Annotated in this window: 28 protein-coding genes; 26 read left to right on the top strand and 2 right to left on the bottom strand. The window is 38.4% G+C overall.

All coding sequences use genetic code 11. The annotated features are described in order from the left end of the window. Positions 1-25 precede the first annotated feature (25 nt). The 3 genes from MOJ78_RS15085 to MOJ78_RS15075 all read left to right on the top strand — a co-directional run bounded on the left by MOJ78_RS15085 (position 26) and on the right by MOJ78_RS15075 (position 2,404). Positions 26-604, top strand: coding sequence for a TVP38/TMEM64 family protein (locus MOJ78_RS15085; protein WP_304978158.1), 579 nt, complete (start codon positions 26-28; stop codon positions 602-604). Between the two features lie 186 nt (positions 605-790). Further along, positions 791-1,288, top strand: coding sequence for a dUTP diphosphatase (locus MOJ78_RS15080; RefSeq protein ID WP_304978157.1), 498 nt, complete (start codon positions 791-793; stop codon positions 1,286-1,288). Positions 1,289-1,318: 30 nt separating this feature from the next. Then, entirely contained in the window at positions 1,319-2,404 is a 1,086-nt protein-coding gene (locus MOJ78_RS15075; RefSeq protein ID WP_304978156.1) for a M42 family metallopeptidase, read from the top strand. A 76-nt stretch (positions 2,405-2,480) separates the two neighbouring features. On the opposite strand, the gene sspI is transcribed toward MOJ78_RS15075, so the two are convergent. Further along, on the bottom strand, positions 2,481-2,687 hold the full coding sequence (gene sspI, locus MOJ78_RS15070; RefSeq protein ID WP_304978155.1) for a small acid-soluble spore protein SspI: 207 nt from the start codon (positions 2,685-2,687) through the stop codon (positions 2,481-2,483). A gap of 165 nt (positions 2,688-2,852) precedes the next feature. On the opposite strand from sspI, the gene MOJ78_RS15065 reads away from it, so the two are divergent. From MOJ78_RS15065 to MOJ78_RS14970, 20 genes are all read left to right on the top strand, one after another. Continuing rightward, on the top strand, positions 2,853-3,623 hold the full coding sequence (locus MOJ78_RS15065) for a TrmH family RNA methyltransferase (RefSeq protein WP_304978154.1): 771 nt from the start codon (positions 2,853-2,855) through the stop codon (positions 3,621-3,623). A 482-nt stretch (positions 3,624-4,105) separates the two neighbouring features. Beyond that, positions 4,106-5,140: a phenylalanine--tRNA ligase subunit alpha gene (gene pheS, locus MOJ78_RS15060; protein WP_304978153.1), complete on the top strand. Its 1,035-nt coding sequence runs from the start codon at positions 4,106-4,108 to the stop codon at positions 5,138-5,140. A 27-nt stretch (positions 5,141-5,167) separates the two neighbouring features. Continuing rightward, positions 5,168-7,600, top strand: coding sequence for a phenylalanine--tRNA ligase subunit beta (gene pheT / locus MOJ78_RS15055; protein WP_304978152.1), 2,433 nt, complete (start codon positions 5,168-5,170; stop codon positions 7,598-7,600). A gap of 155 nt (positions 7,601-7,755) precedes the next feature. Further along, entirely contained in the window at positions 7,756-8,289 is a 534-nt protein-coding gene (locus tag MOJ78_RS15050) for a DUF1572 domain-containing protein (protein WP_304978151.1), read from the top strand. 610 nt (positions 8,290-8,899) lie between these two features. Beyond that, on the top strand, positions 8,900-9,394 hold the full coding sequence (locus MOJ78_RS15045) for a DinB family protein (RefSeq protein ID WP_304978150.1): 495 nt from the start codon (positions 8,900-8,902) through the stop codon (positions 9,392-9,394). Positions 9,395-9,533: 139 nt separating this feature from the next. After that, a complete protein-coding gene (locus tag MOJ78_RS15040) occupies positions 9,534-9,953 on the top strand; it encodes a cytidine deaminase (RefSeq protein ID WP_304978149.1) in 420 nt (139 codons plus the stop codon). A 121-nt stretch (positions 9,954-10,074) separates the two neighbouring features. Then, positions 10,075-10,566 (top strand): DUF1643 domain-containing protein, encoded by a 492-nt coding sequence (locus MOJ78_RS15035; RefSeq protein ID WP_304978148.1) that lies wholly within the window; start codon positions 10,075-10,077, stop codon positions 10,564-10,566. 176 nt (positions 10,567-10,742) lie between these two features. Beyond that, the gene (locus MOJ78_RS15030) at positions 10,743-11,330 is read left to right on the top strand and encodes a nucleoside/nucleotide kinase family protein (protein ID WP_304978147.1); all 588 of its coding nucleotides are present in this window, start codon (positions 10,743-10,745) and stop codon (positions 11,328-11,330) included. A gap of 349 nt (positions 11,331-11,679) precedes the next feature. Next, complete coding sequence (locus MOJ78_RS15025; protein WP_304978146.1) at positions 11,680-11,886, top strand: hypothetical protein; 207 nt, start codon at positions 11,680-11,682, stop codon at positions 11,884-11,886. A gap of 180 nt (positions 11,887-12,066) precedes the next feature. Continuing rightward, positions 12,067-12,753, top strand: coding sequence for an HAD family hydrolase (locus tag MOJ78_RS15020; protein ID WP_304978145.1), 687 nt, complete (start codon positions 12,067-12,069; stop codon positions 12,751-12,753). 520 nt (positions 12,754-13,273) lie between these two features. Beyond that, the gene (locus MOJ78_RS15015) at positions 13,274-13,663 is read left to right on the top strand and encodes a hypothetical protein (protein ID WP_304978144.1); all 390 of its coding nucleotides are present in this window, start codon (positions 13,274-13,276) and stop codon (positions 13,661-13,663) included. A 374-nt stretch (positions 13,664-14,037) separates the two neighbouring features. After that, the gene (locus tag MOJ78_RS15010) at positions 14,038-14,634 is read left to right on the top strand and encodes a DUF4256 domain-containing protein (RefSeq protein ID WP_304978143.1); all 597 of its coding nucleotides are present in this window, start codon (positions 14,038-14,040) and stop codon (positions 14,632-14,634) included. A gap of 1,021 nt (positions 14,635-15,655) precedes the next feature. Further along, on the top strand, positions 15,656-16,552 hold the full coding sequence (locus MOJ78_RS15005; protein WP_304978142.1) for a GNAT family N-acetyltransferase: 897 nt from the start codon (positions 15,656-15,658) through the stop codon (positions 16,550-16,552). Positions 16,553-16,756: 204 nt separating this feature from the next. Next, positions 16,757-17,455 carry a Type 1 glutamine amidotransferase-like domain-containing protein gene (locus tag MOJ78_RS15000; protein ID WP_304978141.1) on the top strand — a complete coding sequence of 233 codons (699 nt, stop codon included), beginning with the start codon at positions 16,757-16,759 and terminating at the stop codon, positions 17,453-17,455. Positions 17,456-17,666: 211 nt separating this feature from the next. Further along, positions 17,667-18,374 (top strand): DNA alkylation repair protein, encoded by a 708-nt coding sequence (locus tag MOJ78_RS14995; RefSeq protein ID WP_304978140.1) that lies wholly within the window; start codon positions 17,667-17,669, stop codon positions 18,372-18,374. A gap of 292 nt (positions 18,375-18,666) precedes the next feature. Next, complete coding sequence (locus tag MOJ78_RS14990) at positions 18,667-19,254, top strand: YdeI/OmpD-associated family protein (protein ID WP_304978139.1); 588 nt, start codon at positions 18,667-18,669, stop codon at positions 19,252-19,254. 405 nt (positions 19,255-19,659) lie between these two features. Next, positions 19,660-19,953 carry a hypothetical protein gene (locus tag MOJ78_RS14985; protein WP_304978138.1) on the top strand — a complete coding sequence of 98 codons (294 nt, stop codon included), beginning with the start codon at positions 19,660-19,662 and terminating at the stop codon, positions 19,951-19,953. A 699-nt stretch (positions 19,954-20,652) separates the two neighbouring features. Then, a complete protein-coding gene (locus MOJ78_RS14980; protein WP_304978137.1) occupies positions 20,653-21,129 on the top strand; it encodes a GyrI-like domain-containing protein in 477 nt (158 codons plus the stop codon). 62 nt (positions 21,130-21,191) lie between these two features. Further along, on the top strand, positions 21,192-21,362 hold the full coding sequence (locus tag MOJ78_RS14975) for a hypothetical protein (protein WP_304978136.1): 171 nt from the start codon (positions 21,192-21,194) through the stop codon (positions 21,360-21,362). Then, on the top strand, positions 21,355-22,101 hold the full coding sequence (locus tag MOJ78_RS14970) for an HAD family hydrolase (RefSeq protein WP_304978135.1): 747 nt from the start codon (positions 21,355-21,357) through the stop codon (positions 22,099-22,101). Before MOJ78_RS14975 ends, MOJ78_RS14970 begins: the two co-directional genes overlap by 8 nt. Here MOJ78_RS14970 and rnhC read toward each other — a convergent pair. After that, complete coding sequence (gene rnhC / locus MOJ78_RS14965; protein WP_304978134.1) at positions 22,073-23,023, bottom strand: ribonuclease HIII; 951 nt, start codon at positions 23,021-23,023, stop codon at positions 22,073-22,075. The genes MOJ78_RS14970 and rnhC overlap by 29 nt on opposite strands. A 225-nt stretch (positions 23,024-23,248) precedes the next feature. Here rnhC and zapA point away from each other — a divergent pair, with 225 nt between their 5' ends. The 3 genes from zapA (at position 23,249) to polX (ending at position 25,927) form a co-directional block, all read left to right on the top strand. Then, complete coding sequence (zapA, locus tag MOJ78_RS14960; RefSeq protein WP_304978133.1) at positions 23,249-23,497, top strand: cell division protein ZapA; 249 nt, start codon at positions 23,249-23,251, stop codon at positions 23,495-23,497. 3 nt (positions 23,498-23,500) lie between these two features. Beyond that, positions 23,501-24,049, top strand: coding sequence for a CvpA family protein (locus MOJ78_RS14955; protein WP_304978132.1), 549 nt, complete (start codon positions 23,501-23,503; stop codon positions 24,047-24,049). Between the two features lie 165 nt (positions 24,050-24,214). Next, on the top strand, positions 24,215-25,927 hold the full coding sequence (gene polX, locus MOJ78_RS14950; RefSeq protein WP_304978131.1) for a DNA polymerase/3'-5' exonuclease PolX: 1,713 nt from the start codon (positions 24,215-24,217) through the stop codon (positions 25,925-25,927). Positions 25,928-25,948 lie beyond the last annotated feature (21 nt).

Genomic DNA, 25,948 nt, shown 5'->3' with positions numbered 1-25,948 from the left:
CCGCATAATATAGGAAACGGGGGTGATGAAGCTGGAACATCTTGTCTTGCAACTCATCCAATGGATTGGTGATACTGGTATATTGGCCCCGATATTGTTTATCTTTCTGCATATTTTAAGACAATTTCTATTTATACCTGTCGGCTTTATTTGTATTATCGGCGGAGTCATCTTCGGTGTCGTATTTGGAACGATTTATTCTTTGATTGGAGTCACTCTAGTCAGCCTTTATTTTTACGGTCTCGTTAAATCCTTACCGAAATCGTACAAAAAAGTTATCGGTTTAAAGGAAAAGTGGCTCGGGAAACAATCGACACTCTCATTAGGGCAAATTACAATCCTCAGACTGGTTCCGTTTCTTCATTTTCATCTTATTTCTTTATGCATTATCGAAATTGCAAGGAATTTTAAGGAATATACGAAAATTTCTCTTTTTACAAATGTTCCGCTTGCACTAGTTTATACTTCATTTGGAAATTGGTTGAATGATTTATCACTTCAATGGATGATGATGATTCTACTGACAATGGCTGTTTTGTTTTACACATTACGTCGAAAAGAATGGGTCATTAAGTGGCAGGATTTCTTCGCTAATGCAAATTGAATGGTACAACGATCAATCGACTGATGTGCAATGTGGAGGGCGAGTCAGCCCCTCCCTATATACGATCAGTCTTTCTTTTTGGACTTCTCTTTCAAGTGTTATACTGTTTATGCGTGTTTAAAAAGGGACTGGACCTTTTGGACAACCTTGCTAAAAAAGCATGATTGAGAGGAGATACATATATCAATGGAACTGAACCTTATGCCTTTTTATAAAATGCAGGACGAATTAGACCGTCGAATTGAAAAAGAGCACCAGCTTGAAAGCAAAGACCTCTTTTCCGAAAAAATTCTCGCCTTACTTGTTGAAGTCGGGGAGCTCGCAAACGAGACACGCTGTTTTAAATTTTGGAGTTCGAAGCCTCCTTCAAGTAAAGCCGTGATTCTTGAGGAGTTCGTAGATGGTTTGCATTTCGTCTTATCGATCGGACTGACAAAATCCTATAATCTGCCTGAAGCAATACCTATTGAACAGCCGGAAAAGGAGATTGTACAAGCCTTTTTAGCTGTTTATGAGGACATTCAGCTCTTAAAAATGAACGAACATGATGTCAATAAATATGAGCGATTATTGGAAGACTATCTAATGATCGGGCGAATTCTCGGTTTTACCGCCGATGATATACAGGATGCTTATTTATCTAAAAATGAGGTGAACCATTCGCGACAGGATCAAGGGTACTAATACATCACGATAGACATCAGGAGGTACAACATGACGAAGCTGGATGAAACGTTGTCGATGTTGAAAGCGTTGACGGATGCAAAAGGGATACCGGGGGACGAAGCGGAACCGCGTGAAGTAATGAAAACATACATTGAACCATACTGTGATGAAATTACTTATGATAATTTAGGGAGCTTGATCGCGAAGAAAACTGGATCGCAGGATGGACCGAAGATCATGATGGCGGGCCACCTCGATGAAGTCGGGTTTATGGTCACTCGTATTGATGACAAAGGATTTATACGATTTCAGCCGGTAGGAGGTTGGTGGGGACAGGTCTTGTTAGCTCAGCGCGTAACGGTTATGACTGATAAAGGAAACATAACTGGGATTGTCGGGTCGAAACCACCTCACATTCTTTCACCTGAAGCAAGGAAAAAGCCGTTTCCGCTGAAAGATATGTACATTGATATCGGTGCCACAGATCGTGAAGAGGCAATGGAATTCGGTGTTGAGCCGGGTAATTCAATTGTTCCTTATTCTGAATTCACAGTAATGAGCAATCCGAAAATGTTGCTTGCAAAAGCATTTGATAACAGGATCGGTTGTGCAATCGTCATTGATGCATTCCGTCAGCTGAAGGACGGTAAACATCCGAATACCGTTTATGGTGTAGGAACTGTACAAGAGGAAGTAGGACTTAGAGGAGCAAAAACAGCATCTCATCTCATCGAACCAGACATTGCATTTGCAATTGATACTGGAATCCCTGGGGACACTCCTGGGGTAACGGACAGGGATGCTTTATCGAGTTTAGGTAAAGGTCCTCAAATTATTTTATACGATGCACGAACTTTAGCTCATCGAGGGTTGCGTAAATACGTGCTGGAGGTTGCAAATAAAAACAAAATCCCTTATCAGTTGGATACGACAGCGGGTGGCGGAACAGATGCAGGAACGATCCATATCAGCCATGAGGGGGTTCCATCTCTATCAATAACGATGGCGACACGTTACCTCCATACACATGCATCGATGATTCACCGGGACGATTATGAAAATACAGTGAAGTTAGTCGTTGAAATCATTAAAGGTTTGGATGAGAAAAAAGTAAAGGAAATTATTAAGCCTTAAGATGAGACAATATAAAAAAGAATGGGGCTGATTAAAAAATCAGATCCATTCTTTTTTTCAAAGTCGTAAGTATGAATTACTCAAGGCCGGATGACAGGGCTTCTAACATTTCATCTTTGTCTTTTTCGTCAGACTGCTGCCAGATAATTTCAAAAAGCACACCAAGGCCGGGTAACATTTTCTCTTCACCACTTTGAATAGCTTCTAAAATTGTACTTTCTAGCTCTTCTCGACTGTTCCCAGATACGTTTGCCAAAATCGCTTTCCTTAAGTTTAAATCCATGGTTGTCACCTCATTTTTAATGATAATGGAATGTTTTACTTAGTGTTTGCAGCCTTTATAGTTTTCATCCGACTTGATTGGATTATGTATCAAATTCACTTATAATAGAGGTTGTTCAAAAAGCATCCCAATTCATTGAAAATATATATAGAAGGAATGGAACGCATGAATCGAATTGCCTCTCCAAAAAACAATCGCGTGAAGGAATGGAAAAAGCTAAATAGTAAAAAGGGAAGAGATAAAGCAGGTTGTTTTATAATAGAAGGACCTCATCTTGTTGAGGAAGCCTTGTTATGCCATGCCCCCGTTTCAGATTTAATCATCGATGAATCGTTTCAAATTCCTGCAAAGTGGCATACTGGGAATGTGACGACGTGGGTTGTTGCCAGTTCTGTCATCAATGAGCTATCGGATACTGAATCACCTCAAGGGGTCATTGCAATCGTTGAAAATGAAACCAAACCGATAGAATTGAACCCGGAAGGTACATACGTATTGATTGACGGAATACAAGATCCGGGAAACCTAGGTACGATAATCCGTACGGCGGACAGTGCAGGAGTCGATGGAGTAATTCTAGGTTCAGGTACGGTCGACTTATTCAACAGTAAGGTGTTGCGCTCTACCCAGGGCTCTTTATTTCATATTGAAGTGACCAAGGGGAATTTGAACGAATGGATTGATCGTTTTAAAAAAGGCGGTATCAAGGTTTACGGAACAGCCCTTCAAGACGGCGTTGCCTATACGAAGGAATCTGATCCAGGAGGTTATGCCCTTCTTTTAGGAAACGAAGCGAATGGAGTTTCCCCAGATCTTTTGGAGAAAACGGATCAGAATCTATTCGTCCCGATTTACGGAAAAGCAGAGTCATTGAACGTCGCAGTTGCAGCAGGGATTCTTTTATACGGCATGAAACAAAATCGTGTCAATCAATAGTTGCAGGGTTGTATTCAAATCTTATATAATAGGAAGAAGTTTAGCACGTATCATACTTAGGAAAATAAAATAGTAAGAATAACGATGAAGGAAAATAGTACATTATGGAAACGCCATCTAGGGAGAGTGTGCCAGAGACTGGAAGCACGCTTATGGACGTAATAGTGGAATTCACTCTGGAGTTGCCTTTCGAAAGCTCATCATTATTATGTATAATGAAGTTCGACTAATTACGCAACATCCTGCGCCTGCGATTACTCGGCGCAAAATTGCACTGAAGCAAATATTTCTGACGCCTTGTTGCAACGTCGAACTGACTAACGTCGTGTGAGCCCAAGATCGTGCCGGGAAACCGTTACATGAATGAAGTGAATGACCTCGATATTGTTGGTCATTAATTAGGGTGGTAACGCGAATCTTCGTCCCTTTAAGGGGAGGAGATTTTTTTATTTGCACGAAAAACCATTGAGGAGGAACCGATTATGCAAGACCGTTTGATAACACTGCAAACTGAAGCGATTGGAAAAGTCGAACAGGCTTCATCTTTAAAAGAGTTGCAGGACATCCGTGTTGAATACTTAGGAAAAAAAGGACCGATTACTGAAGTTTTAAAAGGGATGGGGAAGCTACCTGCTGAAGAGCGTCCCAAAATGGGGCAGCTTGCGAACGAGGTACGGGAAGCCGTCACCTCAAAAATCGACGACAAGGTAAAAAAACTTGAGGAAGCTAAGCTCGATGAACAGCTCGCTAACGAAACGATCGATGTGACACTTCCAGGTCGCCCCGTTCGTCGTGGAAACGCACACCCGTTGACAGCAGTCATCGAAGAGATTGAGGATTTGTTCATCGGAATGGGCTTCTCTGTGGCGGAAGGTCCTGAAGTAGAAACCGACTACTACAACTTCGAAGCGTTGAACCTTCCGAAAAACCATCCGGCAAGAGACATGCAGGATTCCTTTTTCATTACCGAGGATTTCCTATTGCGTACGCAAACTTCACCGGTCCAAGCACGTACAATGGAGCGACATAAAGGAAAAGGCCCCGTTAAGATCATCAGTCCGGGGAAAGTGTACCGCCGGGATACGGATGATGCGACCCACTCCCATCAATTCATGCAAATCGAAGGGCTTTTGGTCGATGAGAATGTCCGAATGAGTGATTTGAAAGGGGTATTGACTACGTTTGCCCAAAAAATGTTCGGAGAGGAGCGGGAAATCCGTCTTCGTCCAAGTTTTTTCCCGTTCACGGAACCATCCGTTGAGGTCGATGTATCGTGTTTCAAATGTAATGGAAGTGGATGCTCGATATGTAAACGAACAGGCTGGATCGAAATTCTCGGATCTGGAATGGTACACCCGAATGTCCTTGAGATGGCAGGGTTCGATCCAAAGAAATACACAGGTTTCGCTTTCGGTATGGGACCGGAACGGATTGCGATGTTGAAATATGGCATTGAGGACATTCGCCATTTTTACGCTAATGACCTTCGTTTCTTAGAACAATTCAAGCGTGCATAAATCTCGGTAGTTGAGGAGTGAAAATAAATGTTAGTTTCTTATAATTGGTTAAAACAATATGTGGACCTTGAAGGCGTCAATCCGCACGAGCTTGCTGACCTGATCACGAAAAGCGGTATCGAGGTTGAAGGGGTTGAAGTCCTAAACGAGGGGATGAGAGGTGTTGTTGTCGGCTATGTCGAGACGTGTGAACAGCATCCTAATGCAGATAAGCTGAACCTTTGCAAAGTGAACATCGGAGAGGCTGAACCAGCACAAATCATTTGCGGTGCTCCGAACGTCGCAGCTGGACAGAAAGTTGCGGTTGCGACCGTCGGAGCGGTATTGCCTGGTAATTTTAAAATCAAAAAGGCGAAACTGCGAGGAGAGGCCTCTCATGGAATGATCTGTTCACTCGAAGAGCTTGGCGTCGATGCGAAAATGGTTCCGAAGGAGTTTGCGGACGGCATTCATGTCCTCTCAGATGAAGCGATTGTCGGGAGCGATGCACTCGGCTATTTAAACTTGGATGATTCCATATTAGAGCTCGGGTTGACACCGAACCGAGCCGATTGCTTGAATATGATGGGCGTCGCATATGAAGTCGCTGCGGTTCTAAACAAAAAGGTCCAATTCCCTAAGCCCTCATTCAAGGAGCAAACCGAGACAGCATCGGATTATATCTCCGTCAACATTGAAAATCATGAAGATAATCCGTATTACGGTGCAAAAGTGATCCGTAACATTCAGGTCGGGCCATCTCCATTATGGTTACAAAACCGTTTGATTGCTGCGGGCATTCGACCGATCAGCAATGTCGTCGATATAACGAACTATGTCTTATTGGAATATGGTCAGCCGCTGCACGCCTTTGATTACGACCAATTTGGATCAAAGGAAATCCTCATCCGTCGCGCGAAAGATGGTGAGCAGATCAAGACACTGGATGATGAAATGAGAACGTTGAAAGCGGGCCATCTCGTAATCACGAATGGAACAAACCCTGTTGCAGTTGCGGGTGTGATGGGTGGTGCGGATTCTGAAGTAACCGATTCAACAACAACGATTTTATTGGAAGCAGCTTATTTCAATCCGTCACTCGTACGTCTAGCATCAAAGGATTTAGGACTGCGAAGTGAATCATCGACACGGTTTGAAAAAGGCCTCGACCGCAACCGGGTATATGAAGCAGCCAATCGTGCCGCCGAATTGTTAGTGGAGCTTGCAGGCGGTGAAGTGCTGGAAGGGATTGTCGAGTCCGGACCGCGTTATGTGGATTGCGATGAGGTTTCCGTATCGGTCACTCGAGCGAATAAAGTTCTCGGAACATCGATTGCAACAGAGGAGGTCCAGGAGATTTTCCAACGTCTTGATTTCAACTATGGAATAGAGGAAGACAGCTTTCAGGTTGAAGTTCCAACAAGACGACCGGACATAACACTAGAGGAAGACTTGATCGAGGAAATCGGGAGAATTTACGGCTATGATACGATTCCGACAACACTTCCAGAAGGGTCTACAACCCAAGGTGCGTTGACGGATGGTCAGAAAAAGCGCCGAAACGTACGCCGATACCTTGAAAGTGAAGGACTTTTTCAAGCAATTACGTACTCATTGACGACGGAAAGAAAAGCCAACCAATATAATGGATTTGAAACGGATGGAGAACCGGATTATGTTTCGGTTTCAATGCCGATGAGCGAAGAGCGTGCGGTATTACGCAGAACAATCATTCCACAGCTGTTAGAGGTCGTGGAATACAATCAAAATCGCCAAATGAACGATGTCGCTGTCTATGAAGTCGGATCCACATATCTTGCAAAGGACTCTGGAATGAACGAGCTTCCGAACGAACATCAGAAGCTTGCCGGGGCGATTTCCGGGTTATGGCATGCGCATCCTTGGCAACGAGAGAAGAAGGCTGTTGACTTTTATGTCGTAAAAGGGATCCTTGATGGACTGTTTCAGCTTTTAGGAGTAGAGGATCGAGTTGAATACGAACAAGCAAAGCGAAACGGATTCCATCCAGGACGTACAGCGATCATTATGCTTGACGGGAAACAAGTGGGAGTTGTCGGTCAGCTTCACCCGGCAGATCAGAAGGAATGGGACATTAAAGAAACATTCGTGTTCGAGCTTGAGCTAGACCTATTGTTTGACACGGATGTTGATCCTGTATTGTTCGAGGCATTACCAAGATTCCCATCAATTACACGGGATATTGCACTCGTACTCGATCAGGATATCCAAGCTGGAGAAGTAAAAAGCGGGATTAAGGCTGCAGGCGGAAAGTTGTTGAAGAATGTCTCGATTTTCGACCTTTACGAAGGAGACCGATTAGAAGAAGGGAAAAAATCAATCGCCTATTCGTTGACGTATTTCGACCCAGAACGAACACTCACAGATGAGGATGTCACGAAAGCACACGACAAAGTCCTCGACTTTGTAAAAGACAAATTCAACGCCGTAATGCGCGGCTGAATCATCGAAAGCATGTGCTCTCACATATATTGAGAGCACATGCTTTTTTCTATATTAATAGAGTGCTCGATCCTGACCCGAATAAAAAGGGATTACTCTGACTAAATCGAAGTTATAAAAATAGATTCTATTCAGAGATTTAAAGGAGGAAAAGTATGACGTTTGAAAAAGAGTATTTGAGGGTTGTAAAAGAAAGGTTCCGAAGCACAAAAAATCAAGGAGAAAAAGCGATACATCAATTATCTGAAGACGATATCCATTGGGTATTGAATGACGCTTCCAATAGTGTTGCAGTCATCGTAAAACATTTAAGTGGAAACATGGTATCGAGATGGACGGATTTTTTAACAACAGATGGAGAAAAAATTTCCAGAAACCGTGATCATGAATTTCAAAATACGATTTCCTCCAAGCAAGAATTGATGGAAATTTGGGAAAAGGGCTGGAAAGTTCTGTTTAAAGAAATGGATGAGTTACGAGGGACGGATTTAATGAAAACCATTTATATTCGTGGCGAAGGACATACCGCTCTGGATGCAATCGAGAGACAAATGGCTCATTATGCTTCTCATATAGGGCAAATCGTCTATATCGGTAAACAATTAAAAGGTGAGAATTGGAAAAGCCTCAGTATTCCAAAAGGAAAATCCGAAGAATTCCTCCAACAAATGCTGAAAAAACACCAATGACAATAAATAGTTTATTTGGATCAATCAAACAAGCACCGTAACTTATATAAGACTACTTGTTATGAAAAAATAATGCGCTTTTCTTCATAAGGAAAGCGCCTTTAATGATAACAAACACAGAAGAGTTTAAAGGGTCTAAAATCGGATTTCTAGGTAATTCCAGAAAAGCCGATTGTGGAACAAGGCGGATGTTCGTTATTTTCCTACTAACGGACTGAGGTTCCGCTATTCTTGAAAAATCGGTCATTTTGGGGAACTAACGGACACTCGATCCGCTAATGCATGAAAAAACGGCTATTTTGAAGCCTATTTATGCAAATAGCGGATTCTCTGTCCGTAACATCTCTTGAAATAGTGTGTTTTATGGAAATAACGGATCTGTTGTCCGTAAGAAGCATAAGTGATCCAATCAAATGCTACTGCAGATGTATTCAACTATTGGGTACGTTAATTCAAAAAGACATAGTACTTAAGATCTTCAACAATCGGGGTTTAATTGAACAAGGAATTGGCATGACACCTTAATTAGTGAGCTATCTACAACATGCCGCAAGTGAATTTTGACCAAAGGGATTATCTATTAAAGGGATGAAATTGGAGGGAATAGAAAATGGATATAAAGACACTTTTGTTACAACAATGGGCAAGCTGCTTAGATGAAGAAGACTGGTTTCCACCACTTGAAAAAGTGCTAGAGGATATTACTTTTGAACAGGCAATTTGGAAACCAGCTGATGGGGAAATGAATTCAATTTGGGAATTAGTTTGTCATTTACTTTTCTATGAAAAGAGATTTCTGATGCGATTTCTTGGTGAAACAGCGAATGAACAACAGGCAGAAAATAATGACTCTACATTTCGATTACCAACTAAGACGTTAGAAAAGTGGAAGGAAACAAAACAAGAATACTTTTATGTTCATCGTGAACTTGGAAAAATACTAGCAAGATCAGAACATGAAGATTTGTATAGACAGATCCCAGGAGAAGATAATTCATTAGTGCTTGAACTGAAGAGTTTAGCAATGCACGACGCATATCATATTGGGCAAATTGTATTCCTTAGTAAAATGCAAGGAGCTTGGCCAGGGAAACGCAGCTTTTAATAAAGCTTCATTAGCTTTACAGTTATACCATTATAAGGGGCTTATCCGAAATAGGATAAGCCCCTGTATTATGAAATTAATGATTGAGTTAGATCTAATAATTTGAAATAATTTGTATGTATTGAGAGGGAGGCAAAAAATGAGTATTGAACAACAATTATATGAAGCAGTAATTGAACTAATAGAACGAAGATATCCAATTGGTTGGGGGGGTGCTGCGGCTATAGGGTTAGAAGATGGCACCGTCTTAACAAGTATAGCACCAGAAGTGATTAATGACTCAACTAATCTTTGTATGGAAACAGGTTCTATTTTAGAGGCTCATAAATTAAATAAACGGGTTACTCACTCCATATGTGTAGTTCGTGATGATGAACACTCTGAATACAAAGTTTTGTCGCCGTGCGGAATATGCCAAGAAAGACTCTTTTATTGGGGGCCAAACGTCAAGGTTGCAATTAGTGTACCAGGTGAAAATATTGTTTACAAAAAACTATCTGAGGTGCAGCCTTATCATTGGTCTACAGCATATGATGGCGATAACTTATTTGAGAAGTAATCAGTCTTCAACAGTCGGGGGCAATTCAAAAGTATTGGAATGTGTTCGTTATTCAAAAATAGGGAGCGACTGCTGCACAAGGTGATTCGGTAGAGGAGTGTGATATATGGGAGGAGTACTAATGGAGTTTGATGCAACTTTTGATAATGCTAAAAACCCTATTTTTAGATACTCGCTGACGAGGATTTGGGATAGAAGGTTAAAAAAAGCAACAATAATTATGCTTAATCCCAGCATAGCAAATGTGTTAAAAAACGATTTATCTATTAATCGTTGTCTTAATTTTTGTATCGATAAGAATTACGGTTCAATAGAAGTCGTGAACCTATTTGCTTATATTGAAACTGACTCAAAGAAACTGTCTGCAAAACCTGAATTTATTGGTATTGAAAACGATTTCTATTTACAAACTGCTGTTAAAAGTGCTGATACTATTATTGTTGCTTGGGGCAGCGATAAGGAATATAGAACTAGAAAAAAAGAGGTCTGGAATAGATTCTTAAATAATAGGATGGTGTATTATTTTGAAGATAATTCCTCTCGAACACCACCTGTTCATACTTCACGATTAGCCAATGGCATTTATTTAAAAGAATTTAGTCCAACATTTTAAGTACTTTAAGAATGAGCCAGATTTAAGGTATTCCAGAATAGGGCGCAATCCGGAATAAAATTGCGTCCTTTCTTTGTTCATCAGGCAAGATTGTGGAACAAAGCAGGAAATTTTGAAAGGGAACAGAAGTAGTTATTATAACCGAGGTGTTATCCATTGGATGGAGGAGAATTATTTTGGGGAATATTATCGCAATATCAGGAACCTCAGGCTCTGGGAAATCAACGCTTGTCAATGAACTATCCAAACAGTTGAATGCCGCTGCGCTTTACTTTGATGCCTATCAAGCAACCACACATTATCCCCACGACATGAAGTCGAGACTATCCCTCGGTGATGAGATTGACCCATGTGAGATCACGAGCCCGAATTTTGATCAAGACATTACTCAATTAAGGAATGGCAAAAAAATTACCGATCCTTGGGGGCGAGAACTTATCCCATCTGAGTATATAATCGTTGAAGAGCCCTTCGGAAGGCTTAGGAAGGGAATAAGTGATGTCTTGGACTTTGTTGTATTTGTCGATACGCCGCCCGACATTTGTTTGGCACGGCGAATCTTAAGGGATTTACAAGTAGAGTATAAAACTGTCGATAGTTCAGAAAGATTGAAAATAGTGGAGGGATTTCTTACATCATACATTCAAGGATTGGGTAATGGATACAAATATATTTGTGGTAATGTGGGTAAAATAGCAGACCTTACGGTCAATGGGTTAGAAGATGTGAGAACAAATTCGAAGGTAGTAATGGAAAATATATAAAATTGGTTGCTTTATCGAATTGAACTATTGTTAAACAATCGGTTCTTTTGAGTTTAACGGAATTAAAACGGCTTTATTTAAATGAATATTATTCTTCCAGAATCGCGCGCTTATCTGTAATAAGGTAAGTGTCTTTATTTATGAAAATTAAGGATTGAGTTAGTCGTCTGGTTTTGAAATAATTGGTATTAAACACTCCTACTAGGAATCAATATAATTATGAAGCTTGTCGAAATTTAAGGCGACGATATTGTATATTTTTATCCGGCTATATTGTCCATTTTAAATATGACTCTTTTAAATGGGTTTTTATGGTGAAATATTGATAACGAAAAAGGAGGAACTAAAAATGATAAAAGATATATTAGGTTTACTTTTAACCTTACTTGGAGCATTCGGATTATTCTGGTGGCATGAAGTTTTGTGGAGTAGCGGTGGTCCAGATATGGGAAGAAGTACTTTTCAATATGTAGCTCCATATTTTATTACAAGTGTTTTATTATTTATTGGATTGTATAACAGTGTTAAATCGATAAGAAAGTCTATACAGAAATAAAAAGACCCTGTTGTTAAGTTGATTTCCGTCTTCAATTATCGGGGGCAATTGCCGCACAAGGTGATCGCCTTTCTCTTACTGAAGGCAGCAGTTTAGTTTAAGAAGTATTGGTTAAATTATCATACTTTCTTTGCTAAACCTTTGAAGGTAATTTGTTATTTTAAAAGGGAGAGAAAAGTAATGTCTCAATCACTCATCTTTGATATGGATGGAACACTATTTCAAACAGATAAGATATTAGAATTGTCACTTGATGATACTTTTAACCATTTACGGTCACTAAATAAATGGGATACAGTAACCCCTATTGATAAATACCGTGAAATTATGGGTGTACCTTTACCAAAAGTATGGGAAGCTTTGTTACCTAATCATTCCAATGAAGTAAGAGAACAAACTAATGCTTATTTTCTGGAAAGATTAGTTGAAAATATAAGAAGTGGGAAAGGTGTTTTATATCCTAATCTAAAGGAAGTTTTCAGTTATTTGAAAGAGAATAATTGTTCAATTTACATAGCAAGCAATGGTTTAACGGAATATTTAAAAGCAATTGTGAGTTATTATAATTTGGATAATTGGGTTACTGAAACATTTAGTATCCAACAAATTGAATCTTTGAATAAATCAGACTTAGTTCAGAGTATTATAAAAAAATATGATATTACCAATGCAGCAGTAGTAGGAGATCGCCTATCGGATATAAATGCAGCTAAAGATAATCGTTTAGTTTCAATAGGATGCAATTTTGATTTTGCTCGAGAAGATGAACTTTCTCAAGCTGATATGATAATTGATAATTTAATTGAATTAAAAGCAATTTTAGCTGAATTAAATACAAAGCATATTGAACGGGGGTATCTGAAATAAGATATGCCTCTTTTTTGATGGGAAATAATCCTTGAGTAAAATTTGTTTATTTGAAATAATTGGTATTGAACAAAGGGGAGTTTTTGAGTGAAAAAAATAATACTAATAATTATTTCGTTAGTAATTACATTATTTACTGTTTTCGTTACAAGGGTAAGGTTTAATACTCGTGAAGAAATAAAATCAACAGAGGAGATAGTTTTAGGGTTTCCATTCCCTTTTTATAAACAAGGAGTACCCGAAATTGATCCACCTATACCGTGGCATTTTGGATATAGTTTTTGGGAGTTTCGAGAATTTAATATTATCAATTACGTTTTATCTGTTAGTGTAATATTTATTTTGTTGTATTTAATTTATAGGCTTATTAATATAATCCTAAAATCTTATATAAAAAATTAAAACTAAGATGTTACTTCACTATTGGTATGTGGAGTAGTTGTATTGTTCCGTTTATTCAATAAGGAGATTGTACCATAACATTATTAAAGGTAAAGTGGTGGGATAGTTAGATAAGGAGTTGGTACAAATTAGAGTTTTATTTTGTTTCATAATAATTTTAATATTAGTTACTGGTTGTTTAAGTAAAGAAATTTCAGGAACATATGAAGGCCATAATGAAAATTGGGAAATTCAAGACGTTGTATCAGTAAAAGGGGAAGTGCGATCACTCGAAATAACTGCTATTTCTAAAGGTGGTTTTTCTAAGGATGAAGTGCCAATGGTTGTTAGTTTTGAAGATATTGTAGAAACTAAAACATTAGCACAAAAGACAGATGAAGGTGTTTACAAAGCAAAGGATGCAAATTCTATTGAAGTTGATATAAAGGACGAGATTGAGGTTGAAGTAATTATTTATCCTAATTCTGTTGAGGAACAAGAAATTATCAAATTAAGCAAGGTTGAATAAAAGAGTTCTTTCTTTCAGCAAAGAGGCTTATCCATGGAGCAATTATATCGATAACAAAAAATAGAGGACAGTACATAAAAATATCCAAATATTATTTGTTATGCTTATTCCATAGGGGGGCTTTTCTGTAACAAGGAAAGCGTCTTTCTTTTTGAAATAAAGGCTTGTGATAAAATCATAAATTTTGAAATAATTGGTATTAAGCAATCCACGGCAGGATAACGGAATAAAACGATTCGATAGTTGTTGTACATAAGGGCAAATTTCTTGAATAACACTCAAAAAGAAAATTGGATATTTATGTTAAACTATACTGAGGAGATTGTGAAGAAATGTTCTAAAGCTAACGGAGCAGTTTAGTCCTTAAACCATTTATGAGTAAAAACAATAAGGGGGAAACGAATTTGACAAAGAGAAATAAGGAGTTGTCACTAGAAAAACGTGAAGAATTACTCAGAGCATTAAAAGCACGTTTTGAGAAAAACATGAACCGCCATAAAGGTCTTGAATGGGCTAAAGTACAAGCAAAGCTGGATGTTCATAATGAAAAACTGTGGTCGCTCAATGAAATGGAAAGAACTGGTGGTGAACCGGATGTTGTTGGTTTTGATAAAAAGAAGGGCGAATACATTTTTTATGATTGTTCAGCGGAAAGTCCTAAAGGTCGCAGAAGTGTTTGTTACGACCGTGAAGCGCTAGAGTCAAGAAAAAAACATAAACCTGAAAACAACGCTATTGATATGGCAACTTCCATGGGTATAAAACTTTTGACTGAAGAACAATATCAAGTGTTGCAGAAACTTGGAAATTTCGATATGAAAACGTCGAGCTGGGTGCAAACACCCTCTGATATAAGAGAACTCGGCGGTGCACTTTTTTGTGATTGTCGCTTCGGTCACGTCTTCGTGTATTACAATGGAGCAGAATCCTACTATGCTGCCAGGGGTTTTCGTGGCTCGCTAATGGTCTAAATTTACGCTAAATTTGAAATTGAGAACGGACCCACCTAGGGAAAAGTTTTAATTTCATTCTTCAAATATTGGACGCAATACTACGATAACAAAGAAATTAAGTGAGAAGGTGGTATTCCATTATAGGGGCGGCTTTAATTGAAGAACCTTCCCTATGTTCAGGTAATATTTTTTAAAAGAGAGTTTATCACCAAGAAAAATTTTTCCATGGGAGGTAAGCTTTGAAATACTTAATATTTTTTGCGATTGTTTACTTATTATTTTTTATTTCCTATTATTTTGTTCTGCCTCCGTTGTGGGCAGGAGGGGTTTTTATTGTATTTATATTATTAACAATAGTAATGTCAATAATCTTATTTATTAAAAGTACAATAAGAACCTTGTGGAAAATGATTTTTCTTTTTATCATTTTTCCAATTGGTATTATAATCCTTATAAATTTAATTGTTCTTCGCAATGGTGGCGTATAATACTCTAAATTCAACCAACGGATACGTTTCTGTTAAAAAAAATCGCACGCACTTTTTGAAGTGATAATATAATTAGGGGTATTGATGATGAAAATAAATGATTTACTTTCCAAATTTCATAAACTAAATCAGTTAAATTGGCTTATATTCAGGCGACGAACAAAAAGAATGGAGATACTCCTAAATTGCTATTGATAACAAACTATTTTTATGTTCAATATAGCAACTGTTCAAGATATAGTTAATGATGCAAAACAGCAACTTTCCCAATACTCAGAGTCGCAACTGTTAGAAGCATTTATTATTATAAAAATGATGGTTTCATATCGTTTGATTAAAATACTTGCTCAATAATCGGGGGTTTTTCTGCAATAAAGCTGATACAGATCAGTTTAAGAAGGATCTTCAACAATCGGGTGCACTTCTTGATTAAGTGCGTCTTTTTGGATTATTCAATTAATGGAGTAAGGCTGCCAAACAAAACCTGGATATTTATGTTAATATTGGTTTGGGAATATGAAGAAATGTACTTAGACTAGGTGGTTATTGGGATGGAGAGGAAGATGACAGGATTAACTTTTTATAAGGATTACAAAAATAATGAGAAATTAAGAAAAAGTTTCAATGAACTTGCTACGTTGATATTTGGTATAAATTTTGAAGATTGGTATCAAAAAGGATATTGGAATAACCGTTATATTCCCTTTTCTTATACTGATGGGGATAAAGTGATAGCAAATGTTTCGGTAAACCTATTGGAATTCGTGATAAATGGTGAGAAAAAAAGAGCTATACAAATAGGGACAGTTATGACACACCCTGATTATCGAGATCGAGGACTTTCAGCAAGTCTAATGAACAAGGTTTTAGAAGAATACGAAAATAAATATGACTTTATGTACTTGTTTGCTAATCAAAGTGTTTTAGAATTTTATCCTAAATTCGGATTTAAGCCAGTAAAAGAATATCAGTTTTCAATGGAGTATTCAACGAGTCAAAATGGTGTAACAGGTATTCGTAAATTAGATGGAAGTAATATTGATGATCTTAAGTTCATTTATGAACTTGCATTAGAAAGAGTTCCAGTTTCAAAACGCTTTGGGACGGATAACACTCAAGGGTTACTGATGTTTTATTGTATATATGTATTTAACAATGATATTTATTACCTTGAGGATGAAGAGGCAATTGTAATTTTTGAACAAGAGGACGGGCAAGTAGATATTTTTGATATGGTGAGTAAAAAAGCGGTTAACATTGATAAAATCCTTTCAAAGATTTCTCATTACGATATTAATAAAATTGTCTTCCATTATACTCCTGACTATCAAGGGATTAAAACTCAACGTTATATCTTTAATGGGGATGATGTGTTATTTGTAAAAATAAGTGGGAACAATGAGTTTCCATTGTTCCAAGTTAAACATCCTCTTACCTCCCAAGCCTAATTCAAAATGTAAAAGGTTGGTTTGAACTAACGAGCAGAAAACCAGAAAACCTCTACCCACAGCATAAAATCCGAAAGGTCTTTTAAAATCAATTTTCCTTATTCCATATAAGGGGACGATTGCTGCATAAGGTAATCGTCCTCATTGCTAACAAAAGGGTTGAAGAGTTGAATAAGACATAAAAAACGGAAAGGATGTAAACAGATGAGGCAAGTGATTGCTCTTGGTGGCGGTGGATTCTCTATGGAACCAGAAAATCCGTTGCTGGATTTGTACGTACTTAATCAATCAAGCAAAATAAAGCCCAAGATTTGTTTCGTTCCTACTGCAAGTGGAGATTCAGATAACTACATTTCAAGGTTTTATAACTTCTTTGAAAAGCAAAATTGTAAACCATCACATCTTTCATTATTCAAACCTCAAACCAGAGAATTGGAGAGCTTTCTATTAAATAAAGATATAATTTATGTTGGCGGTGGTAACACCAAAAATTTACTGATTTTATGGAAAGAATGGGGACTAGATATTATATTAAAAAAGGCTTGGGAACAAGGGGTAGTATTAGTTGGCATCAGTGCAGGTTCCATTTGTTGGTTTGAAGAAGGAGTTACTGATTCATTTGGGGATGCACTTGAACCATTAGAGTGTTTAGGTTTGCTAAAAGGTAGTAATTGCCCTCTTTATGATGGAGAATCAAATAGAAGACCTTCCTATCAGGAATTTGTAGCTAAAGGTAAAATAAAGTCGGGTATTGCTGCTGCTGATGGTGTTGCTCTACACTATATGGACCAAGATGTAAGTAAAATCGTTAGTTCAAGACCTAATGCCAAGGCTTATAAGGTTTATTTTGATAAGACAGTAAAAGAGATTGAATTGGAGACAAAATTTTTAGGTGATTATTAAACGAACGGGTGCGATTGCCTAACAACGTGATGACCTTTTTATACTCAAGAATTTATGCAGATGGAAAATATTGGGAAAAGGTAGTGAAAATATGGGATAACCTTTGTGTTTCACTTTTGATTTTTTACATTAAGTTAAAGCATTGCTTAGGAAAGAATCTAAGCTAGATGGATACAATGAGGTGGGATTATAAAGGAAGGAAGTGCAATACATGGATTTAGAAATGGTTATGCAGGAACTAGAAGCGCTCGGCAAGGATCGAATTAAAAAGACTTACATAAGCAATGGTGCACACGAGCCGCTTTTTGGTGTGGCTACAGGCAAAATGAAGCCGCTCGCAAAGAATATCAAGAGAAATCAGCCTTTAGCCGAGCAGCTTTACGCTACCGGGAACTACGATGCCATGTATTTTGCCGGCATCATTGCGGACCCAATGACAATGACTGAGGCGGATTTTGAACGTTGGATGGATGCGGCGTATTTTTATATGCTGTCCGATTATGTGGTTGCAGTAACTTTGGCAGAAAACGATATTGCGCAAGATGTTGCCGATAAATGGATTGCAAATGGTGAAGAACTTAGGATGTCGGCAGGCTGGAGTTGTTACTGTTGGCTTTTGGGTAATCGCCCGGACGGTGAATTTAGCACAAGCAAGATTTCCAGTATGCTTGATAAGGTGGAAAGTACGATTCACGATTCACCTGATCGAACGAAATCTGCTATGAATAATTTTATCTACACAGTCGGGATTTCATATTTGCCACTCCATGAAAAGGCGGTTGAAACCGCCAAGGTAGTAGGCCCAGTCGAAGTCAGGCGGGGCAAGAAAAAAAGCAGTATCCTGCTTGCTTCCGAAAATATTCAAAAGGATTTAGATAGGGGGCAGCTTGGTTTCAAACGCAAAAATGTAAGGTGTTAGCTTAGTTTGTAGTGTAGCTACGCTAACGGGATCGAGAGCTCAATACATCATTCGAAGATTACTCAGAAGCAAGAATCGGGGGCGTTGATCTAATAAGGATTTCGCCTCTATATCGAGAAGGTTTGGTCCGCCTTAACCAATCCAAGCAAGCTGCCAAGTGGGTTATGGAAAACGAGTCAAGGTTGATGAATATTCAAGTAAAGCCAAAAAGTGACAGAAAGAATTGGAGAAATTGAGAATGATCCATTCTTGACTGTCAGTTGATCGAAAAATTGAAGAGGGGTGTTCCTTGATGACAAATAGTAAAATGAATCGTAAGGTTGATGGATTTTTACGAAAAGCCAAAAAGTGGAAGGGAGAATTTGAGACGTTAAGAAATATCGTTCTTGACTGTGAGCTGACCGAAGAATTTAAGTGGATGCATCCTTGTTACACGTTTGAGAATAAAAACATCGTTTTAATACATGGATTTAAAGAATATTGTGCGCTTCTGTTTCACAAAGGTGCCTTGTTTAAGGATCCCCATGGGATTTTAATCCAACAAACAGAGAATGTACAGGCTGCGCGCCAGATTCGGTTCACCAATGTTCAAGAAATAGTTGAAATGGAACCCATCTTGAAAGCCTATATTAATGAAGCCATTGAAGTTGAAAAAGCCGGTTTGGAAGTGAAAATGAAAACAGAACTTACAATTCCTGAAGAACTTCAAAATAAATTCGATGAAGTCCCTACCTTGAAAACGGCTTTTGAAGCATTGACGCCGGGACGGCAAAGAGCATACATTCTTTATTTTTCTAAAGCCAAACAATCCAAAACTCGAGAGTCAAGGGTTGAAAAGTATATGCAGAAAATTCTCAATGGAAAGGGATTAAATGATTAGTATATTCGGTGAGAAATTAAATTAAGGTATTACCTCACTTTGCGTACATTGGAACTCCTTTTTGGGCGCAGGTAACACTCAATCAAATAATTTAAAAGGGAAGAAAACAAAAAAGTGATTCGTAGAGTATAAGCAAACTACCGTGTAACAGGTATGCATTACCAGCTGGAAAAGAAAAATACTGCTCATAAAAGTGTACCATTTGGCTTTTTGCTGAAAGGTACGCTTTTCTTCAAAGGGGGCTTTTCTTTAATAGGGATACTCTCTCCTTATTGAATTTAGGTGGTGTTTCTAGTGGAAAGGCTTTTTTTTCTAACCGGGCAATTATGTGAATGATAAGGCATTGTTGATTTCAATCGCGAAAATACTAATTGTTAATAGTTTTTTACGAAGGGGAGTTCCGCTTTGAATAATGACTTATTAAATAACGTTATACCAATCATTATTCCAATTTTATATATAGCTATCGGCTTATACCTCATAAAAATAAAAGGATTTAATCAAACAAAAGTATTTTTGACAGTTGGAGCTTTAATAGGTGGAACATTGGGACTAATTATATCGATCTCATTTAAATTGGATATTATAAATAGTATGATAATTATTGGTGCATTTATTTTATTTGGGCTAATTATTTTGTCCATTTTAACCTTCATTATTACAAGTGCTCAAAAGCATGATTTGAAACGAAAGAAGTGAGTTAATGGGTTGGTTTTTCCCTTAAATCTTAAACTAAGGATATAGAAGGTATAAAGTTTAAAATATTCATTGCAGTAGCATTTTACTTAATCCTAGTGATAGTTGCATGTGCAAAATTTCTATGATTTCACATAATAAGCGATTTGAATATATTTTTTATTTTTAATGAATGTTCTTTTGCGTACTCCGTTCCAGAAAGTTGAAAGTATTGTTGGAGAAAAAGTGGAACTTATTTTTAATAGGATTTGGAAAGAAGTATGGAAAGAAGTTTAATCATATGAATTTCTGAGGTTGGTGGGAAATATGTCTCAATTGTTTAATAACAAGGAGACTAAGAAAGATAAATTCCGTTCATTTCTCGATAACTTATTTGAAGGTTGTTTGGGTATTGGTTGTATGATACCAATAATTTTTTCTTTAACAATCGTAGGGTTTATTTTGGGGTAATTCGACTAACAGGTACGATTGTTTAAAATCTCTTTTTCACTATACGTGCTAATAGTGGATATCTACTTATTCCATATAAGGGGCAATTCCTGTGCAGGGTGATTGCCTGTTACTGAGGACTTGGGCCAGTTAAATCGAAGACCACATAAGGTAACGGGCAAACTTATACTCCTAACAAAGAAATGGAGGAATCTTACATATGATGTAGAAGAGCAATTATGTAAGATAGAATCGATTTAAGGAGTGAAATACATGAATCAGGAAGTTATAAGTGAAAAATCTGTTAAAGAATTAGGCGAAGTAAAAATAGTCGGGTTTAGAGTAGTTTGTGCAGATGAAAGGTATATTGAAGAAATACCAAAAGCTGCAAAGGTATTAAAAGAGAGAACGGTAGAAATTGAGAATGTCACAAACTCAGGTCAACAGATAGGAGCTTTTGTGGTAGAAGAATCATCACCAGAGCAAGATGGTTATTGGATTGGTGTTCAAGTAAGTGAATATAAAGACATACCAGAAAATATGACTACTTTGACAATTCCAGCGCAAAGATATGCTACCATTTTACATATAGGACCAAATAACCTAATGAGAAATAGTTATGCTCAATTGCATCAATGGATTGAAGAGAAAGGGTATATACGTTCCAATACGAGTTGGAACTTGGAATTATATCAAAAAGAAAACGATCCTGAAAATCTTCGAGTAGAATTATTCAACTACATTTTGTAATCCAGTTGAGAGAACGACAGTATCAAAGTCGTTCTTCTTTTATTCCGTTAAGGGGACTTGAGTTGAAAATTCTAGATGTAAAAGATTTCAACAATCTAAGAGTTGTAGCATTTTTATCCGACAACAGTCCAGGCTTTGTTCAATTTAGTAAAAATAAAGTTGAAAACGTTTTTATTACTTATGATGGTTCTCATTTCCAGCAAGACTTTTTAGGAGAGGCTCAAAATGATTAAAGCAGTGATATTTGATCTAGACGGCACTTTGTTAAATCGTGATGCTTCCGTACGAAAATTCATTGATGATCAATACGATAGGTACATTAAATGGGTTGGTCATGTCCCCAAAAAAGAGTACACGTCAAGGTTTATTGAATTAGATTGTCAAGGATACGTTTGGAAAGATAAAGTGTATCAACAACTGATCGATGATTATAACATAGATCTTTTATGGGAAGTTTTACTTCGAGATTATGTTGTACAGTTTAAGAATCATTGTGTCCCTTTTGTCAATCTGATACCTATGTTAGAGAGGTTAAAAAGCACGTCCATAGAAATGGGAATGATAACGAATGGGAACGGGCAATTCCAAATGGACAATATTATAGCATTAGGAATCGAGCCCTATTTTAATACGATTCTTGTCTCTGAATGGGAGGGTATAAAAAAACCTGATCCACAACTTTTTATAAAAAGCTTGAAGCAACTAAATGTCGAACCTGACGAATGTATATTTGTTGGAGATCATCCAATAAACGATGTAAAAGCCGCCAAAAATGTAGGAATGAAGGCCGTTTGGAAAAGAGATGAACATTGGGGCTGTGTAGAAGCAGATTTCATATTGAATGATTTGTCAGAGCTTCCATTATTCATTGATAAAGTAAATAAAATAGTCGCATATAAAAAAGCTTGGCGAATTTCTCCAAGCTTTTTTGACTTACGCTTTTTTATTTCCTTTTCTTTTCGGCTAGCTTGAGGGCCTTTGTTGTGTTGGCGAAATGGGCTTTTGTGATATTGTTTAAATACGTTTTTCCTTGCTTTAAAATGATTTTTGCCGCCGCTTCATCTACTTGCTGTCCTGCTCCTTTTGGAATGATGACTCCAGTTTTCTTCGATAGTTCATCCATCTTTTTTAAAAAGGCATAGCGCGCAATGATCGATGCTGCAGCAACTGATACGTGAATGGTTTCCGCCTTTGTTTCAAAAAAGTAAGGGACGGGAGAAGCTTTTGCATTCGTTTTCGTATGGCGGAAATAGACGCCAGGTTCACAAAACTGGTCAATCAGGACACCATCTACAACTGACCCTTCAGGAAGTTTCGTCATGACATTCTCGATGGCTCGGCGATGGAGCATCGCTTTCATTTTTCCTTGTGTCATCCCCTTGCTTTGTAGTTCATTGTATTTTTCGTTATGTAACACCATAAGACTGAATGGAATCACTTTAAGAAGATCCTTGGCGATTTCGATGATCTGAGGGTCCTTTAATAACTTTGAATCCTTGACGCCAAGTTCTTGTACGAGCGGAATCTGCTGTTTCGATACATAGGCAGAAACAACGGTGATCGGGCCGAAAAAGTCCCCTGTTCCGACTTCATCTGAGCCGATGATCGACATCGAGGAGATCGTTTCTGGAGGTAAATGGTTATGAGTTTTTCTTTTCCGTTTTTCAGAAGCCGGTCTGGATTGAACCTGCTCCCCGCTCCATTTGGCGGATTCTTGCTCGGCTGTAGCCCCTTGGAAAAGAACCTTTCCGGAACGATAAGCTGTAATCGTACATCCATCGACCTTTGCAACAAACTGGCCACCTTGAGGAACCGTATCTTGCAAAAAAGATTTATATGTATCTTCTAATCTGGAGATTTGATCTTTTGTCAGTTTTAGGACGGAATGCGCCATGGTTATTACCCCTTTCTGGTCCATTGAGAAACTACTTTTTATTATACGTTAAGAGTAAGCTTTTTTTCAGCATGATTCTGCCGAAAAGAGCTTTTCCCCTAACATGATTTGCATTTTCACCATAAATAGACTAAATTCTGTAAAATAATCAGTCTCTTTATTCCCATTCTAGTACGTTCATGTTAAGATAAACATTAGGTATTTATGAGTTAGGAGGCTTACTTAGTGTCTAACGAAAAAAATCGAACAACAGTACATATATACGGACAGCAATATACCATTATCGGTGCTGAGGGGCCTGGTCATGTCCATAAAGTTGCATCGATTGTTGATCGTAAAATGAGAGATATTCGTCAGCAAAGTAATAGTCTTGATGCAAAACAGCTTGCGGTATTGACCGCTGTAAACATAGTTGACGATTATTTGAAATTACAAGAACGTGTTCGACAATTAGAGAAAAAGAAAGAGGATTAAGGGATGGTTGATTTAATACTTATCATTGTTTTGATTGTAGGTTTTTTGGTGGGGTTAAGAAGGGGTTTGATTCTGCAACTCGTGCATTTAACAGGGTTCATTGCTGCTTTCATCATCGCGTATATGTATTTTGATGAAGTGGCACCAAGGTTACGATTATGGGTACCGTACCCAGAAATTTCTGAGGGCAACACTCTCGCGATTTTTATGAATTCCACACTTTTAGAAGATGCCTTCTACCGTGCGATTGCATTTGCGGCACTCTTTTTCGGGACAAAGATTCTACTTCAAATATTGGGATCGATGTTGGATTTTCTTGCGGACTTACCGATACTTCGGACGATAAACGGCTGGCTCGGTGGTTTATTAGGCTTTGTTGAAGTATATTTAGTAATCTTTTTACTGCTTTATTTTGCAGCACTCGTTCCGATTACATCCGTCCAAGAAGTAATGGGTGATTCTGTCATCGCACAGGCAATGGTTGAGCATACACCTGTTTTCTCAGAGAAAATCCATGAAATATGGATCACTGAAATTAATACGAAAGTGTGACCGGAAAAAGGATAGGGTAACGCTTATCCTTTTTTGCACGTTAAGAAAGCATAAAAATACTTTTCTATAGTACAAGAGCAACTAAGGCTCAGCCTGCGTCAAGGCTTTGCTGACCCAAAGTTTTCTTTGCGTTTATATTTATACCTGTCTGGAGGGTGAGTACTGATGAACAAAAAACAGATTATTAAAATATTGGAGCAGATTGCTCTTTACATGGAGATAAAAGGGGAAAACAGCTTTAAGGTTTCTGCGTATCGTCGTGCTGCCCAGGCACTCGAAACAGATTCAAGAACGATCGATGAAATTGGCGATATTTCAAAATTGAAGGGAATCGGAAAAGGCACACTGACGGTCATTGAAGAAGCCCTTGAAACGGGTCAATCCTCGTTACTTGAAGAGCTGAAGGAAGAGCTTCCAAACGGCCTGATTGCTCTTTTGCATTTACCTGGTCTTGGTGGCAAAAAGATTGCGAAACTCTACCATGAACTGAACGTAACTGATATTGAATCGTTAAAAACCGCTTGCGAGCAAAACAAAGTTCAAGGCATGCAGGGGTTCGGGAAAAAAACGGAAGAAAAAATCTTAGCTGCAATCGAAGATTATGGTTCACGGCCTGAGCGACTTCCGATTGCGTACATGCTCCCAGTTGCAGAAGTGATTGAAGCACAGCTCGAAAAAGTTGAGGGCATTGAACGGTTTTCTCGAGCGGGCAGTCTCCGCCGGATGAGTGAAACGATCAAGGACATCGATTTTATCATCAGCACGAAAGCTCCAGAGGAAGTTGCTGCAAAGCTTGAACAACTGGAAAATGTAACGGATGTAATTGCGGCAGGGGAAACGAAAGTATCGGTTGTAATTACGTATGAGTATGATATTTCTGTAGATTTTCGCCTCGTAAAACCAGAGGAATTCGCAACGACTCTACATCATTTTACAGGATCAAAGGAACATAATGTTAAACTGCGACAGCTTGCAAAGCAACGATCAGAGAAAATCAGTGAATACGGCATTGAGGATACAGAGACTGGGGAAGTCACAACATTTGAATCAGAGGAAGATTTTTTCGCTCATTTTGGGTTGAACTTCATTCCACCCCAGGCTCGTGCAGGGAAGGAAGAACTGGAGCTTTTTCAACAACCAGTCGATTATTTACATTTAAAAGATATTCAAAGTGATCTCCACATGCACTCTACCTGGAGTGACGGGGCGAACTCGATTGAAGAAATGGCCGAGGCTGCGAGAGCAATGGGGTATTCGTACATCGTTATCACCGACCACTCCCAGTTTCTTCGTGTAGCTAACGGATTAACGCCTGAACGAATTCGTGAGCAGCGAAATGAAATCGAACGCGTCAATCAAAAGTGGGGTGATTTTACGGTACTGTCCGGAATCGAAATGGACATATTACCTGATGGCTCCCTCGATTATGACGATTCGTTGTTAGAGGAGCTTGATTTTGTCATTGCTTCGATCCATTCGGCGTTTTCCCAGGATGAAGCGACGATCATGAAACGGCTGGAGACAGCGTTACGAAACCCGCACGTTGATTTGATCGCACATCCAACAGGTCGTATCATCGGTCGGAGAACCGGCTATCCGGTTAACCTGGACAAATTGATCGAGCTAGCTGCCGAAACGAACACGGCGCTTGAATTGAATGCGAACCCAAATCGACTCGATCTTGCACCGGAATGGCTGGAAAAAGCTCAGGAAAAAGGCGTCAAGCTTTCTATCAATACGGATGCCCATGTACGTGATACGCTCGATCACATGGATATTGGTGTGGGTATTGGCCAAAAAGCTTTGCTTCGAAAAGAGAACGTTCTGAATACGTTCGACCTAAAGGAACTTCAAGCATTTTTAGCCCGTAATAAGTAATCAGATAAGATACAGGAGGCT

This window comes from Alkalihalobacillus sp. AL-G (assembly GCF_030643805.1).
Lineage (GTDB): Bacteria > Bacillota > Bacilli > Bacillales > Fictibacillaceae > Pseudalkalibacillus.
This window is presented reverse-complemented; position numbering and strand designations above follow the sequence as displayed.

Coding starts and splice junctions, on each gene's coding strand:
- MOJ78_RS15010 (WP_304978143.1), top strand. CDS start 14,038: ATGAGTAAAAACAATAAGGGGGAAACGAATTTGACAAAGAGAAATAAG.
- pheS (WP_304978153.1), top strand. CDS start 4,106: ATGCAAGACCGTTTGATAACACTGCAAACTGAAGCGATTGGAAAAGTC.
- MOJ78_RS15075 (WP_304978156.1), top strand. CDS start 1,319: ATGACGAAGCTGGATGAAACGTTGTCGATGTTGAAAGCGTTGACGGAT.
- MOJ78_RS15085 (WP_304978158.1), top strand. CDS start 26: ATGAAGCTGGAACATCTTGTCTTGCAACTCATCCAATGGATTGGTGAT.
- MOJ78_RS15005 (WP_304978142.1), top strand. CDS start 15,656: ATGGAGAGGAAGATGACAGGATTAACTTTTTATAAGGATTACAAAAAT.
- MOJ78_RS15065 (WP_304978154.1), top strand. CDS start 2,853: ATGAATCGAATTGCCTCTCCAAAAAACAATCGCGTGAAGGAATGGAAA.
- MOJ78_RS15080 (WP_304978157.1), top strand. CDS start 791: ATGGAACTGAACCTTATGCCTTTTTATAAAATGCAGGACGAATTAGAC.
- MOJ78_RS15035 (WP_304978148.1), top strand. CDS start 10,075: ATGGAGTTTGATGCAACTTTTGATAATGCTAAAAACCCTATTTTTAGA.
- MOJ78_RS15045 (WP_304978150.1), top strand. CDS start 8,900: ATGGATATAAAGACACTTTTGTTACAACAATGGGCAAGCTGCTTAGAT.
- MOJ78_RS15050 (WP_304978151.1), top strand. CDS start 7,756: ATGACGTTTGAAAAAGAGTATTTGAGGGTTGTAAAAGAAAGGTTCCGA.
- MOJ78_RS14980 (WP_304978137.1), top strand. CDS start 20,653: ATGAATCAGGAAGTTATAAGTGAAAAATCTGTTAAAGAATTAGGCGAA.
- MOJ78_RS15040 (WP_304978149.1), top strand. CDS start 9,534: ATGAGTATTGAACAACAATTATATGAAGCAGTAATTGAACTAATAGAA.
- pheT (WP_304978152.1), top strand. CDS start 5,168: ATGTTAGTTTCTTATAATTGGTTAAAACAATATGTGGACCTTGAAGGC.
- MOJ78_RS15025 (WP_304978146.1), top strand. CDS start 11,680: ATGATAAAAGATATATTAGGTTTACTTTTAACCTTACTTGGAGCATTC.
- MOJ78_RS14955 (WP_304978132.1), top strand. CDS start 23,501: ATGGTTGATTTAATACTTATCATTGTTTTGATTGTAGGTTTTTTGGTG.
- MOJ78_RS14990 (WP_304978139.1), top strand. CDS start 18,667: ATGACAAATAGTAAAATGAATCGTAAGGTTGATGGATTTTTACGAAAA.
- rnhC (WP_304978134.1), bottom strand. CDS start 23,023: ATGGCGCATTCCGTCCTAAAACTGACAAAAGATCAAATCTCCAGATTA.
- MOJ78_RS14970 (WP_304978135.1), top strand. CDS start 21,355: ATGATTAAAGCAGTGATATTTGATCTAGACGGCACTTTGTTAAATCGT.
- sspI (WP_304978155.1), bottom strand. CDS start 2,687: ATGGATTTAAACTTAAGGAAAGCGATTTTGGCAAACGTATCTGGGAAC.
- MOJ78_RS15000 (WP_304978141.1), top strand. CDS start 16,757: ATGAGGCAAGTGATTGCTCTTGGTGGCGGTGGATTCTCTATGGAACCA.
- MOJ78_RS15020 (WP_304978145.1), top strand. CDS start 12,067: ATGTCTCAATCACTCATCTTTGATATGGATGGAACACTATTTCAAACA.
- MOJ78_RS14995 (WP_304978140.1), top strand. CDS start 17,667: ATGGATTTAGAAATGGTTATGCAGGAACTAGAAGCGCTCGGCAAGGAT.
- polX (WP_304978131.1), top strand. CDS start 24,215: ATGAACAAAAAACAGATTATTAAAATATTGGAGCAGATTGCTCTTTAC.